The 13,685-nt window shown below is 58.0% G+C and carries 11 protein-coding genes; 8 read left to right on the top strand and 3 right to left on the bottom strand.

The window, feature by feature from the left end; genetic code table 11:
* Positions 1 to 6 precede the first annotated feature (6 nt).
* The gene (locus ACR0AZ_RS06380) at positions 7 to 1,050 is read left to right on the top strand and encodes an ornithine cyclodeaminase (protein ID WP_480470048.1); all 1,044 of its coding nucleotides are present in this window, start codon (positions 7 to 9) and stop codon (positions 1,048 to 1,050) included.
* A gap of 264 nt (positions 1,051 to 1,314) precedes the next feature.
* Here the strand turns inward: ACR0AZ_RS06380 and ACR0AZ_RS06385 are convergent, their stop codons facing one another.
* Genes ACR0AZ_RS06385 through ACR0AZ_RS06395 form a run of 3 tightly spaced genes read right to left on the bottom strand, consistent with a single transcriptional unit; the run spans position 1,315 to position 4,427 of the window.
* Positions 1,315 to 2,718, bottom strand: coding sequence for a TRAP transporter large permease (locus ACR0AZ_RS06385; protein ID WP_480657939.1), 1,404 nt, complete (start codon positions 2,716 to 2,718; stop codon positions 1,315 to 1,317).
* Between the two features lie 3 nt (positions 2,719 to 2,721).
* A complete protein-coding gene (locus tag ACR0AZ_RS06390; RefSeq protein WP_480667039.1) occupies positions 2,722 to 3,351 on the bottom strand; it encodes a TRAP transporter small permease subunit in 630 nt (209 codons plus the stop codon).
* Between the two features lie 59 nt (positions 3,352 to 3,410).
* Complete coding sequence (locus ACR0AZ_RS06395) at positions 3,411 to 4,427, bottom strand: C4-dicarboxylate TRAP transporter substrate-binding protein (protein ID WP_480667040.1); 1,017 nt, start codon at positions 4,425 to 4,427, stop codon at positions 3,411 to 3,413.
* Between the two features lie 397 nt (positions 4,428 to 4,824).
* Here ACR0AZ_RS06395 and acs point away from each other — a divergent pair, with 397 nt between their 5' ends.
* The 7 genes from acs (at position 4,825) to ACR0AZ_RS06430 (ending at position 13,631) form a co-directional block, all read left to right on the top strand.
* Positions 4,825 to 6,789: an acetate--CoA ligase gene (gene acs, locus ACR0AZ_RS06400; protein ID WP_480470052.1), complete on the top strand. Its 1,965-nt coding sequence runs from the start codon at positions 4,825 to 4,827 to the stop codon at positions 6,787 to 6,789.
* A 7-nt stretch (positions 6,790 to 6,796) separates the two neighbouring features.
* Positions 6,797 to 7,480: an adenylate kinase gene (locus ACR0AZ_RS06405; protein WP_480470053.1), complete on the top strand. Its 684-nt coding sequence runs from the start codon at positions 6,797 to 6,799 to the stop codon at positions 7,478 to 7,480.
* Between the two features lie 183 nt (positions 7,481 to 7,663).
* The gene (locus ACR0AZ_RS06410) at positions 7,664 to 7,948 is read left to right on the top strand and encodes a DUF4212 domain-containing protein (RefSeq protein ID WP_480470054.1); all 285 of its coding nucleotides are present in this window, start codon (positions 7,664 to 7,666) and stop codon (positions 7,946 to 7,948) included.
* 5 nt (positions 7,949 to 7,953) lie between these two features.
* Positions 7,954 to 9,738, top strand: coding sequence for a sodium:solute symporter family protein (locus ACR0AZ_RS06415; protein WP_480470055.1), 1,785 nt, complete (start codon positions 7,954 to 7,956; stop codon positions 9,736 to 9,738).
* Between the two features lie 108 nt (positions 9,739 to 9,846).
* Complete coding sequence (locus tag ACR0AZ_RS06420; protein ID WP_480470056.1) at positions 9,847 to 11,670, top strand: DUF294 nucleotidyltransferase-like domain-containing protein; 1,824 nt, start codon at positions 9,847 to 9,849, stop codon at positions 11,668 to 11,670.
* 27 nt (positions 11,671 to 11,697) lie between these two features.
* Positions 11,698 to 12,216 carry a hypothetical protein gene (locus ACR0AZ_RS06425; protein WP_480470057.1) on the top strand — a complete coding sequence of 173 codons (519 nt, stop codon included), beginning with the start codon at positions 11,698 to 11,700 and terminating at the stop codon, positions 12,214 to 12,216.
* Positions 12,217 to 12,218: 2 nt separating this feature from the next.
* On the top strand, positions 12,219 to 13,631 hold the full coding sequence (locus ACR0AZ_RS06430; RefSeq protein WP_480470058.1) for a 3'-5' exonuclease: 1,413 nt from the start codon (positions 12,219 to 12,221) through the stop codon (positions 13,629 to 13,631).
* Positions 13,632 to 13,685: the final 54 nt, after the last annotated feature.

The following is a 13,685-nucleotide window of genomic DNA, read 5'->3' on the forward strand; positions in this document are numbered from 1 at the left end:
GAGTCTTTGATGCAACCCTCAGATAAGGCCCTTGTGCCCTTCGTATCCGTCGACAACATGATGCGCCTGATCCACCACGTTGGGTTGGAACGGATGGTCACTCAGATCGCCGCGCAGATCGAGGCCGATTTCAAACGCTGGGAAAGCTTCGATAAAACGCCACGCATCCCGGCGCACTCGCCTCATGGCGTAATCGAACTAATGCCTACCTCGGACGGAGAGGCTTATGGGTTCAAATATGTCAACGGCCACCCCAAGAACACTTCTGAGGGTTTGCAGACCGTAACCGCCTTTGGCCTCCTGGCTGATGTCTATACCGGCTACCCGACGCTATTGACCGAAATGACCATGCTGACCGCCCTGCGTACGGCGGCCACCTCGGCCCTCGTGGGTAGCTATCTTGCCCCGAAATCCGCTAATGTCATGGCAATGATCGGAAACGGGGCGCAGTCCGAGTTTCAGTGTCTCGCGTTCAAGGCCATATGCGGGATCGACACAGTTCGTTTGTACGACACCGATCCGAACGCCACCGCGAAATGTGCCGCCAATCTGCAGGAAAAAGATCTGACAGTGATTTCCTGTAAAACGCCCGAAGACGCAATCGAAGGCGCCCAGATCATCACGACCTGCACCGCCGACAAGAAATACGCGACGATCCTGACTGACAACATGGTTGGCCCGGGCGTCCATATCAATGCAATCGGTGGCGACTGCCCCGGCAAAACCGAGCTGCATCGGGATATCCTTTTGCGTTCGGATATCTTTGTCGAATACCCCGAACAGACACGCATCGAAGGCGAAATCCAGGCTCTGGAAGCGGATCATCCGGTGACCGAAATGTGGGAAGTCATGACAGGTAAGGCAAAGGGGCGTACCGACGACCGCCAGATCACCCTGTTCGACAGCGTCGGCTTTGCGATCGAGGATTTCTCAGCCCTGCGCTATATCAAACGCGCGATCGAAGGAACTGACTTCTTCGAGCCGCTGGACATGCTGGCTGATCCCGACGACCCGCGAGATCTGTTTGGGATGCTGATGCGGGCGAAATAGCGCTTTGTCGGTGCAGCCACGGGCGAGCATGATCAATGGTGATGGGGGCTCTGCCCCCGCCGCCCTTTGGGCGCCTCCCCCGAGATATTTATAGCCAGATGAAGCAAGGATCCGCTCTCTGACCATCAAGCCAGAGAACTTCACTTAGCGCAGTCATCATCCCTGCCTGTACCACCCGACCATTTTTCGATGTGTTGGTTAAGGATCCGTTCTTCATCTGGCTATAAATATCTCGGAGCGCGAGGCAGAGCCTCGCAAAATCCTCTATCCCGCAAGAGATGGCAGGTAGAGAACGATACCCGGGAAAGCCACAAGCAATGCAATTGTCAGCGCATCTGCAATGAAGAACGGTGTCACGCCTTTGAAGACATCCTGAACGCTCAGGTCGGGGCGCACTCCGGCAACAACAAAGCAGTTCAGTCCGATGGGGGGCGTGATCAGACAAAACTCAGCCATTTTCACCACGAGGATGCCAAACCAAATCGCGCACATCGGGCCGGACATGCCGAAAGCGCTGTCGGCAGCACTGATGCTCTCGCCCCCGTTCAGAGCCATCACCGCCGGGTAGACAACGGGCAGCGTCAGCAGCAGCATTCCGATCGCATCCATGAACATACCCAATACCGCATAGGCCAGCAGGATGCAGATCAGGATCAGCATCGGTGACATCTCAAGTGAGGTGATCCAGTCCGAGAACGCACCCGGTAAGTCGGCAAAGCCCAGAAAACGGACATAGATCAAAACGCCCCAGATGATCGCAAAGATCATTGCCGTCAGCTTAGCCGTTTCCAACAACGCCGATTTGAACTCGGGCCAGCGCATGCCGTGGAACAGCGCAAAGCAGAAGACGATGAATGCGCCGATTGCCCCGCCCTCAGTTGGGGTGCCCCAGGCTTTCTCGCCAAACGGGTTGTAGACGAAGCATATGATGATCAGGATCACCGCGACGATGGGCAAGGCGCCGGGCAAAGCGTTGAAACGCTCTTTCCAGCTGAAGCCGGTGACCGGAGGTCCGACCGATTTGAAAACAACTGCGATGCCGACGATCAGCAGGCCATAGATAATGGCCGAAAACGCCCCCGGTATAAATCCGGCAAGCAGCAGTTTGCCTACATCCTGTTCAACGATGATGGCGTAGATAACCAGGATCGCCGAGGGTGGGATCAGCGAGGCGAGCGTACCGCCTGCTGCAACAACGCCCGCCGCAAAGCGTTTGTTATAGCCGACCGACAGCATCTCGGGGATTGCGATGCGGGCAAACACCGCCGAAGTCGCAACTGATGCGCCTGAAACCGCCGCGAAGCCAGCCGTTGCGAAGATGGTTGAAACGGCCAGCCCGCCGGGCACCCAAGCGATCCAGCGCTTGGCGGCCTCGAACAACGCGCGTGTCAAACCGGCATAATAAGCCAGATAGCCGATCAGGATAAAGGTTGGGATCAGGCTGAGCGTATGCGAGGCCACCTTTGAATGGGGCACCTGACCAGCAGTCTTGACGGCAACGGTAACTGCCTTGCCGAACCGATCAGGGTCGTAGCCGAATTTGGCCCAGAAAATCCAGATCAGGCCAATCAATCCTGCCAGTCCGGCAGCAAAGGCCACGCGCATTCCTGTGATTACGAGAACCAGCAGCAGCCCAGTGACCCACAGGCCGATATCGATCGTGTCCATGGGTCAGTTCTGCCTTTCGTACTGTTCGGCTTCGGCAGCCGCCTGAGCCGCTGCATCCTGTATGAGCGGAACAGCAACAGGGTGCTCAGCGCCAGTGACCAGCGCACAGCCATAACCCCAGATCTGCAAAACCAACCGCAGGCATAGCACCGAGAACGCGACCGGAGCGAGCAATTTGGCTGGCCAGAGGGGAATACCGATATCGATCGAGCTGTCGCGGCTCCAAAGCGGAGCACCGAAGTCAAACGACCGGTCGAAATGGGACCAACTGCCCCAGACAAGCGCAAGCATCAAAAGCAGGATCAACAGGACCGAAGTCAGCTCGAACAGCCAAAGCGCACGCCCCTTCAGCCGGGAAATCACGATGTCCATGCGGATATGCCCACCATCGCGCTGAACATATGAGATGCCCAGAAAGGCAATCAGGGGCATGGCCTGCTCGATCCAATCGACATAACCCGGCAAGGGCGCATTCAAGGCATTGCGGCCGCTGACCGAGATCACCGCCAGCACCATAAGGCTGAACACTGCCAATCCACTTATCAGTGCCAGAAAACGCTCTAACCTCAATAGTTTCTGGTCCAGACGGCTGATCAGACTGCCATCCTGCAGCACCGTGGCATGTCCTGCCATCTTTGCATTCCTTCGCTGTCGGGAATGGCCGGGCGCCAAGCGACGCCAGACCTAGGCGATCAGTTACCGCCGCGTTGCTGCTGCAAAGTGGCCTGCACAAGATCATATAGATCCTGCGCGGGAAGACCTTGCTCCGTCATGTCCGCGATCCACTTCTCGCGGATAGGGTCCGCGGCCTTGGCGCGGAATTCTTCGATCACGGCGTCCTCGATCATCACTTTCTGAACGCCCTTCTCTTCCAATACGCTATCCCACTGCTCCAGCAGCCCACCATAATTGGCCAGGTAATGCGCAATGGCTTCGTCGATGGAATTGTCCAGCGCTTCCTGATGCTCGGGGGGCAATGCGTCATAGGCGTCGATATTGACCACAACCGGACAGTTCACCGTGCCCGGGTTCAGGTTAGCAGTCCACCAGTCAGCCTCGTTGATCGTACCGAAGGATAGATGCGCGTGCTGAGCGAAGGCCACGGTATCGACCACACCGGATTCCATTGCATTATAAGCTTCGGTCGCAGGGACAGAGGTAGGCACGCCGCCGACGGCCTCAAAGGCTTGACCCAAACCGCCTGTTGCACGCACGCGCATGCCATCGAAATCGGCCAGTTTATCGCGCGCATCGCCGGTACCAACAAGGTTATACTGCGGCATGGGCGAGGTCATGATGATCCGCGCGTTCCACTGCGCCATTTCGTCTTTGACGGCGGGATGATCATAAACTGCGTGGCTGACCGCCACTTCTTCGTCCAGATTGTTCACACCCAGAAACGGCAGTTCCAAAACCGTGATCGCACGGTTCTTGTCGCGGTGATAGCCGGCACAGAACTGCGCCATCTCGAACGCGCCAATCTCGATTCCATCCAGATTCTCACGCGGCTTCGACAGGCCACCATAGCTGACATTGATAGTGAATTCGCCGCCCGTTTTCTCGCTGACCAGTTCAGCCAGTTTCTCGACATGCTCAGTGAAAGCGCGACGCTTTCCCCAAACCGAGGCATTCCATTCAGTCGCTGCGGCTTCGGCAACAAACGCAAAGCTCAGCGCGGCGACAGCCGCACCGCTCAACATCTTGTTCATCGTTTTTCCTCCCATTGGCGCACCCCCTGACGAGGCGCTTGAAAATGAAGCTAGCGCTAAGTCCCTGATGTGCCAACCCCTGCTATCGGGCACACATCGGCACTGATCTTCCCTATGGGAAAGACAAAGTAGCGCAAACCATGCAGAAGCAGCATAAGTAAAAGTTACACGCTACTATTTGTTTTGCATGGTTTTTTACACATATTGTGAAATTTATTTACATACTGGGAGGGATCTCAAAAATTTGTTTACAAACAAATCCAAGGATTACGGTAATTTATTTATTTCTTTTCTGCTCTCCGTATTATTCGAGTCGGGGAGGAACCGGATCGACATTGCCTGATCGGCGGCAGTATCAATCCAATGTAATCCAGTTCTAGAGGGAGGAGCCTCAACCATGACTACCGCTGCTCAGGCAGATGCCAAGACTTATCCGCCATCCGCAGAAACCGTCGCTCGTGCGCATGTGGACGCCGACAAATACGCAGACATGTATGCGGCTTCAATCAACTCCCCAGAGGCCTTCTGGGAGCAACAAGGCAAGCGTGTTGACTGGATCAAACCCTTCTCTCAGGTCAAAGACGTCAACTATGATTTTGGCTCGGTCAAGATCAACTGGTATGCTGACGGGACGCTGAACGTCTCGGCGAACTGTCTGGACCGCCATCTATCCACACGCGGAGATCAGACCGCGATCATCTGGGAGCCGGATGATCCGCAGGACGCGGCCCAGCACATCACCTATGCCGAACTGCATCGCCGCACCTGCCGCATGGCCAACATTCTGGAATCGCTGGGCGTGCGCAAAGGTGACCGCGTTGTCATCTATCTTCCGATGATCCCCGAGGCCGCTTATGCCATGCTGGCCTGCGCGCGCATCGGCGCCATTCACTCGATCGTATTCGCAGGCTTCTCGCCCGACGCTTTGGCCGCACGGGTCAATGGTTGTGACGCAAAGGTCATCATCACCGCGGACGAAGCGCCACGCGGTGGCCGCAAGACGCCTCTGAAGTCGAACGCTGACGCCGCTCTGCTGCACTGCAAAGACACAGTGAAGTGTCTGGTGGTCAAGCGCACCGGTGGTCAGACCACCTGGATCGACGGCCGCGACTATGACTACAACGAAATGGCGCTGGAGGCTGATGACTACTGCGCCCCTGCCGAGATGAACGCCGAAGATCCGCTGTTCATCCTGTATACCTCGGGCTCGACTGGCCAACCGAAGGGTGTTGTGCATTCGACCGGCGGTTATCTGGTCTATGCCTCACTGACGCATGAAGTCACTTTCGATTACCACGAAGGCGATGTCTACTGGTGTACAGCCGACGTAGGCTGGGTCACCGGCCATAGCTATATCGTCTATGGTCCTCTGGCCAATGGCGCGACCACGCTGATGTTCGAAGGCGTACCGACTTTTCCGGACGCGGGGCGTTTCTGGGAAGTTTGCGCCAAGCACAAAGTGAACCAGTTCTACACCGCTCCTACCGCAATCCGCGCTCTGATGGGGCAAGGCAACGAGTTTGTCGAAAAGCACGATCTGAGCGACTTGCGTCTGCTGGGCACCGTGGGTGAACCGATCAATCCCGAAGCTTGGAACTGGTACAATGACGTCGTCGGCAAGGGTAAGTGCCCCATCGTTGACACGTGGTGGCAGACCGAAACCGGCGGTCACATGATGACCCCCCTGCCCGGCGCACATGCGCTGAAGCCCGGCTCGGCCCAGAAACCGTTCTTCGGCGTTCAGCCAGTGGTTCTGGACCCGCAATCGGGTGTCGAGATCAACGGCAACGGCGTCGAAGGTGTTCTGTGCATCAAGGACAGCTGGCCCGGCCAGATGCGCACCGTGTGGGGTGACCATGAGCGGTTCGAGAAGACCTATTTCTCGGACTACAAAGGGTACTACTTCACCGGTGATGGCTGCCGTCGTGACGAAGATGGTGACTACTGGATTACCGGTCGTGTTGACGACGTGATCAACGTCTCGGGTCACCGCATGGGCACCGCCGAGGTGGAAAGCGCCCTGGTTGCACATGCCGCTGTGGCTGAGGCCGCTGTTGTGGGCTATCCACATGAAATCAAAGGACAAGGTATCTACTGCTATGTCACTTTGATGAATGATCGTGAGCCTTCGGATGATCTGCTGAAAGAGCTGCGCACCTGGGTGCGGACCGAGATCGGTCCAATTGCCTCGCCGGACGTGATCCAGTGGGCCCCTGGCCTACCCAAAACACGCTCGGGCAAGATCATGCGCCGTATCCTGCGCAAGATCGCCGAAAACGACTTCGGCTCGCTGGGTGACACCTCGACACTTGCGGATCCATCGGTCGTTGACGATCTGATCCAGAACCGCGCGAACAAGTGAGGGTATGATGGACGCTGCCACGACCACAACTCCCGCTGTACTGATCCTTCTCGGCCCTCCGGGCGCCGGGAAGGGCACGCAGGCTCGTATGCTCGAAGACAAGTTCGGGCTGGTTCAACTCAGCACTGGCGACCTGCTGCGTGAAGCGGTTGCCGCCGGTACTGAGGCTGGTCTTGCCGCCAAAGCCGTGATGGAGGCCGGCGATCTGGTGAGTGACGGGATCGTCATCGCCATCCTGCGCGACCGCATGGCTGAGCCGGACTGCACCAAGGGTGTCATTCTGGACGGATTCCCCCGTACCACGGTTCAGGCCGAAGCTTTGGACGGTTTGCTGGCTTCTGGCGATCAGAAGATCAACGCCGCCATCAGCCTCGAGGTTGCAGATGCCGAGATGGTGACACGGATTTCAGGCCGTTACACCTGCGCTGGATGTGGAGAAGGTTATCACGACACGTACAAACAGCCTGTCGAAGACGGCAAGTGCGACAAGTGCGGCCATACTGAGTTCAAGCGCCGCGCGGATGACAATGCCGAGACGGTAGCATCGCGTCTGGCGGCCTATCACGCGCAGACCGCGCCTTTGATTGACTACTACCAGAATCAGGGCGTGCTGAAAGGCATCGACGCCATGGGGCAGATCGACGACATCGCCCGTGACCTTCAGGGTCTTGTTGGCGACGTCATGAGTTAAGGGGAGGAGATAAGCCCGCAGGGCTTTGATCCTTACAACAGAATACTTCAATGGACCCGCCTTGGCGGACCGGAGAGGTTTTGCCTGACGTCACGGAGCGTTTGGCACATTCGAGAAGCGGCCCAACGCACTGGAGGAGTTGGGCAACGGGCCGCCAACGAGGAAGCGAAGGAGGAACCCGCGATGGCGGATAATTCGACTAACTCCGCGCAGGCTGCAGAGTCCGATAAGGGCTATTGGCAGGCCAACCTGCGCCTCATCTACATCAGCCTTGCGATCTGGGCGCTGGTGTCTTTCGGATTCGGCATTCTGCTGCGTCCGCTACTGTCCGGCATCGCCGTCGGTGGTACAGATCTGGGCTTTTGGTTCGCTCAGCAAGGATCGATCCTGGTCTTTCTGGTGCTGATCTTCAACTACGCCTGGCGCATGAACAAGCTGGACGCTGAATACGGCGTGGACGAGGAGTAACGGCCATGGACCAGTTTACCATCAACCTGCTGTTTGTTGGCGCATCCTTCGCGCTCTACATCGGCATCGCGATCTGGGCCCGTGCGGGTTCCACATCGGAATTCTACGCCGCCGGTCGCGGCATTCACCCGGTCACCAACGGTATGGCGACAGCGGCTGACTGGATGTCTGCGGCCTCGTTCATCTCGATGGCGGGCCTGATTGCCTTTACGGGCTATGACAACTCGACCTTCCTGATGGGTTGGACCGGTGGCTACGTGCTGCTGGCTCTGCTGCTTGCGCCTTACCTGCGTAAGTTCGGCAAATACACCGTCTCGGAATTCATCGGCGACCGTTTCTACAGCCAGACCGCACGTATCGTTGCGGTGATCTGCCTGATCGTGGCTTCGGTAACCTATGTGATCGGTCAGATGACCGGTGTGGGCGTGGCCTTTGGCCGTTTCCTCGAGGTTTCGAACACGTCCGGTCTGCTGATCGGTGCGGGCGTCGTGTTTGCCTACGCGGTGTTTGGCGGAATGAAAGGCGTGACCTACACTCAGGTCGCTCAGTACTGCGTGCTGATCACCGCCTATACCATCCCGGCGATCTTCATCTCGCTGCAGCTGACCGGTACTCCTATTCCGGCGCTGGGTCTGTTTGGTGACACCGCCAGCGGTGAACCCCTGCTGACCAAGCTGGACGCGATCGTGACCGAGCTGGGCTTCAACGAGTACACGACTCACCACTCGAACACGCTGAACATGGTGCTGTTCACCCTGTCGCTGATGATCGGTACGGCTGGTCTGCCGCACGTCATCATGCGTTTCTTCACCGTTCCCAAAGTGTCTGACGCACGTTGGTCGGCGGGCTGGGCGCTGGTCTTCATCGCTCTGCTGTATCTGACCGCTCCTGCGGTTGGTGCAATGGCGCGTCTGAACATCAGTGACATGATGTGGCCCAATGGTGGCATCGAAGGTGGCGCTGTTTCGGTCGAAGAAATCGACACCGATCCGCGTTATGACTGGATGGCCACGTGGCAGAAAACCGGTCTGCTGGATTGGGAAGACAAGAACGGCGACGGCAAGATTCAGTACTACAACGACAAGTCTGAAGCTATGCAAGCGATTGCGGAAGAAAAAGGCTGGGTCGGTAACGAGCTGACCAAGTTCAACCGCGACATCCTGGTTCTGGCCAACCCCGAGATTGCCAACCTGCCGGGTTGGGTGATCGGTCTGGTCGCTGCCGGTGGTCTTGCGGCTGCTCTGTCGACCGCTGCGGGCCTGTTGCTGGCGATCTCGTCGGCCGTGTCCCACGACCTTGTCAAAGGTGCGATCAACCCGTCCATCTCTGAAAAGGGAGAACTACTGGCGGCGCGTATCGCAATGGCGGTAGCCATCGTTGTTGCAACCTATCTGGGTCTGAACCCACCGGGCTTTGCGGCACAAACCGTGGCCTTGGCCTTCGGTCTGGCGGCAGCCTCGATCTTCCCGGCGCTGATGATGGGGATCTTCTCGACCCGCATCAACAACACCGGCGCGGTTGCAGGTATGCTGGCAGGTCTGGTCGTGACCCTGGTCTACATCTTCCTGCACAAGGGCTGGCTGTTCATTCCGGGCACCAACTCGTTCACCGATGCTGATCCGCTGCTGGGTCCGATCAAGTCGACCTCGTTCGGTGCAATCGGCGCGATGATCAACTTTGCGGTTGCCTACACTGTTGCAGGCATGACCAAAGAGACTCCGCCGGAGATCGTTGAATTGGTCGAAAGCGTACGCATTCCCCGTGGTGCGGGCGCGGCTCAGGATCACTGAGTGTGATGCGGTCGGCGGCTCTTGTCTTCGACCGCATCTTTCGACTTACTGTTCCCGCCCGGCACACCACCGGGCGGGATTTTTCATTCAGAACTCCGGAGAGCGTAAATGCCCCTGTCCCATGACGAAATCACCCGGTTTCTGAAGTCCGTACACCCCTATGACGCCCTGCCGCCCGAGGTTCTGGACAATCTGGTAGACCAGATCGAGGTTTGGGAGCTAGATCAAGACAGCTCGATCTACGAACTCGGCCATGCAATGCCCGGGGTGTTCGTTATCTACGAAGGACAGGTCGAAATTACTGATGAGAACGGTGCCGTTGTTTCTCATCTCGGGCTCAGGAATTCCTTCGGCGAACGCGGGCTGCTGAAGGACGGCAAGGCCGCGACCAAAGCTCGTGCGCATACGCCGTCGGTCCTGATCCTGTTGCCCCCTGATCTGGTGCGCAAGCTGATTGACGGGCACGACGTCATCTCGAAGTTCTTCAACAGGACCCGAGGCGAGCGAACCGGACCGGACAGTCTGGCCACCAGTGCAATCGACGTTCTGATGGCACACAATCCTGCCACCTGCCCGCCCGACACCTCGGTTCAGAACGCCGCGCAAATCATGCGTGACCGCCATATCTCATCGCTCTGCGTGACCGAGGGTGACAAATTGCTGGGTATCGCCACACTGCGAGATATTTCGGGCAAATTCGTCGCCGAAGCGATGCCAGCTGACACAACCGTTTCGGCCATCATGACCGCCAACCCAATCACACTGGCCCCCACAGATATCGGCTCAGATGTGCTGCATGTGATGATGGAGCGCGGCATTGGCCACATTCCGATATCCGAGGCCGGGCGGCTGGTTGGTATCGTCACTCAAACGGATCTCACCCACTATCAGGCGGTCAACTCCGCCGAGCTGGTGGGCCGAATTGCCCGAGCCAACACCGCGCACGAGATGGCTTCGGTCACCGCCGAGATACCGCAACTGCTGGTCCAACTCGTCGCGGGCGGCAACCGGCACGAGATCGTGACGCGGTTGATAACTGACATTGCCGACACCGCAACGCGGCGCTTGTTGGCCTTGGCCGAAACCGAGCTTGGAGCGCCGCCAGTGCCTTACCTGTGGCTCGCCTGTGGTTCGCAAGGACGGCAAGAACAGACCGGTGTCTCGGATCAGGACAACTGCCTGATGCTGGATGATAGCGTGACGGATGACGACATGGCCTACTTCGCTGCGCTGGCCAAATTCATCTCAGACGGGCTGGATACCTGCGGCTATTTCTATTGCCCCGGTGATATGATGGCGACCAACCCGCGCTGGTGTCAGCCCGTGCGCGTCTGGCGCGACTATTTCAAAGGCTGGATTGCAAAACCCAACCCCGAGGCGCAAATGCTTGCCTCGGTTATGTTCGATCTGCGACCCATCGGCGGGTCCTTTGATCTGTTTACCGACCTGCAGGCCGATACGCTGGCCGCGGCGAATGCGAACTCGATCTTTGTCGCGCATATGATCTCGAACTCGCTGAAGCACACGCCTCCTCTGGGCCTGCTGCGCGGCTTTGCCACCATCCGCTCGGGCGAACATCGCAATACGTTGGACCTCAAGCATAACGGCGTGGTGCCGATTGTGGATCTGGCGCGCATCTACAGCCTGCAGGGACAGTTGACCGAAGCAAACACACGCGCGCGTCTCAGTGCGGCTGAGGCCAGCGGAGTTCTCAGCGCCTCGGGTGCGCGCGATCTTCTGGACGCCTATGACCTGATCGCCGAGACCCGGCTGGAACATCAGGCGCGTCTGGTAAAGGCCGGTGATGCGCCCGACAACTACCTTCCCCCGGCTGATTTGTCCGACTTTGAGCGAAGTCATCTCCGCGATGCCTTTGTCGTGGTAAAAACGATGCAATCAGCTGTTGGTCATGGCAAAGGAATGCTGGGCTAAGACAGCAGAAATGAACGGAGAGACATTATGTTTCTGGAACTGATCGGCACGATTTTTGCAGGCTTCGCGTTTGCGGGTGTCGTGATGGTGGTGAACAAGCTGACCGGAGGCCGCTTGCCCAAATGGGCCGCACCGGTCGCGGCGGGTGTCGGGATGATCGCGATGACGATCACCAGCGAATATTCCTGGTACGACCGCACCCGCGACCAACTGCCCGAGAGCCTGACAGTGGTGCAAGAGGTTGAAAGCCGCGCCTTCTATCGCCCCTGGACCTATGCCGTACCCTTTGTCGATCGCTTCGCAGCAATTGATGCCGCCTCCGTGCGCACCAATACGAGCGTTCCGGATGAGCGTCTGGTGGATCTTTATTTCTTTGGCCGCTGGGCACCGGTTTCAAAGATGCCCGTTGCCGTCAACTGCGCAGAAAACAGCCGTGCCAATCTGGCCGATGGTGCCGAGTTCGCCGATGACGGACGCCTCCTGAACGCCAGTTGGATCAAGATCGATGCCAATGATCCCGTGATCGAGGCAACCTGCGGGGTCTGACCATGCTAAATCACCTGAGCCTGCGCCTGAGGATTTTTCTATTTTTCCTCCTGATTGCCGCAGGTGGATTGATCATAAGCGCACTGGCGTTGTGGATCAGCTATGAGCGGGTCGACGATCCTGATCTCATTGGTGCCTACGTCTTCGCCGAGATTCTGATCGCCTTTGGGCTGCTCGCGCTGATCGTCGGTGTCTGGCTTTTGTTCGATGACAATGTTGCAAAACCAATCGAACGGCTTTCGGCCCAGCTGCGGGCGCGGGCCCATGCCGGGGTCAGCACGGATCTGGACCTGCAGGCCGCACGCTATCTGGGTGATCTTGCCCCCGCCGCCGCCGGGCTGGCCGAGCAACTGGCCGCCAATGCCATGAGCACGGCTGAGGCTGTGGCCGCGGAAACCGCCCATCTGGCTTCGGAGAAACAACGCCTCACGGCGCTGCTGACAGAAATCCCGGTTGCCATGCTTCTGGCCGGGCCCAAGCACCAGATCGTTCTGTATGATGCCCAGGCCGCTGAGGTTTTGGCTCAGATTGCGCATCCCCGGCTGAATGCCTCGCTTTTCGACTATCTCGAAGCAACGGGTCTGACAGATTCCTATGCCAAGCTGATCAAAACCGGAAAAGACGTTCATTGCACCCTAACCAGCGTTGATGGGCGGCAAACCTATTCTGCCCGGATGAAACCCTTGGGCGATGCCCCGGGTTACATGCTCGTTTTTGATGACAGCGCCGCACAGATCGCTCCCGACGAGGCGCGCCCGCTGGTCTATGATTTTGAACTGCTCGATACATCCGGTGATGACGCGTTCGAAGAAAGGCATCTTCTGGACCTGTGTTTCGTGGTTTTCGATACCGAAACCACCGGCCTTCTGCCGCATAAGGACGAGATCGTACAGATCGGCGCGGTGCGCGTCGTGAAAGGCAAGATCGTCGACGGTGAGCGGCTGGATACTCTGGTCGATCCCGGCATCCCGATACCGCCCGCCTCGACCAAGGTACACAAAGTCAGTGACAGGATGGTACAGGGCGCACCCGATATTGCCGAGGCTGGTCGCAGCTTTCACCAATTCGCTCGGGACGCTGTGATTGTTGCCCATAACGCACCATTCGACATGGCCTTTTTACGCCGTCACGCTGACCGCATGGGGGTCGAATGGACACATCCCATACTCGACACCGTCCTGTTGTCGGCAGTGCTGTTCGGGGCGAGCGAAACACATACGTTGGATGCGGTCTGTGAGCGGCTGGGCATAACCATCCCCGAAGCCCTGCGTCACACGGCTTTGGGCGATGCTGTCGCGACCGCTGAGGTGCTCGTTCGGATGCTGCCAATGCTGACGGCGCGCGGCATGGTGACCTTTGGCGACGTCATTGCAGAAACCCGCAAACATGGTCGGTTGCTTGAGGACCTGAACTGATCGGAAAATCCCGAATTCACGTCAGCTTTTCGTGGACAATCCCAGCGCCACATG

The sequence above is a fragment of the Ruegeria sp. BE3 genome (genome assembly GCF_056538865.1).

What these genes read in the sequence shown, in the direction of transcription:
- ACR0AZ_RS06385 (WP_480657939.1), bottom strand. Translation starts at nt 2,718, where the DNA reads ATGGACACGATCGATATCGGCCTGTGGGTCACTGGGCTGCTGCTGGTT.
- ACR0AZ_RS06390 (WP_480667039.1), bottom strand. Translation starts at nt 3,351, where the DNA reads ATGGCAGGACATGCCACGGTGCTGCAGGATGGCAGTCTGATCAGCCGT.
- ACR0AZ_RS06395 (WP_480667040.1), bottom strand. Translation starts at nt 4,427, where the DNA reads ATGAACAAGATGTTGAGCGGTGCGGCTGTCGCCGCGCTGAGCTTTGCG.
- acs (WP_480470052.1), top strand. Translation starts at nt 4,825, where the DNA reads ATGACTACCGCTGCTCAGGCAGATGCCAAGACTTATCCGCCATCCGCA.
- ACR0AZ_RS06405 (WP_480470053.1), top strand. Translation starts at nt 6,797, where the DNA reads ATGGACGCTGCCACGACCACAACTCCCGCTGTACTGATCCTTCTCGGC.
- ACR0AZ_RS06410 (WP_480470054.1), top strand. Translation starts at nt 7,664, where the DNA reads ATGGCGGATAATTCGACTAACTCCGCGCAGGCTGCAGAGTCCGATAAG.
- ACR0AZ_RS06415 (WP_480470055.1), top strand. Translation starts at nt 7,954, where the DNA reads ATGGACCAGTTTACCATCAACCTGCTGTTTGTTGGCGCATCCTTCGCG.
- ACR0AZ_RS06420 (WP_480470056.1), top strand. Translation starts at nt 9,847, where the DNA reads ATGCCCCTGTCCCATGACGAAATCACCCGGTTTCTGAAGTCCGTACAC.
- ACR0AZ_RS06425 (WP_480470057.1), top strand. Translation starts at nt 11,698, where the DNA reads ATGTTTCTGGAACTGATCGGCACGATTTTTGCAGGCTTCGCGTTTGCG.
- ACR0AZ_RS06430 (WP_480470058.1), top strand. Translation starts at nt 12,219, where the DNA reads ATGCTAAATCACCTGAGCCTGCGCCTGAGGATTTTTCTATTTTTCCTC.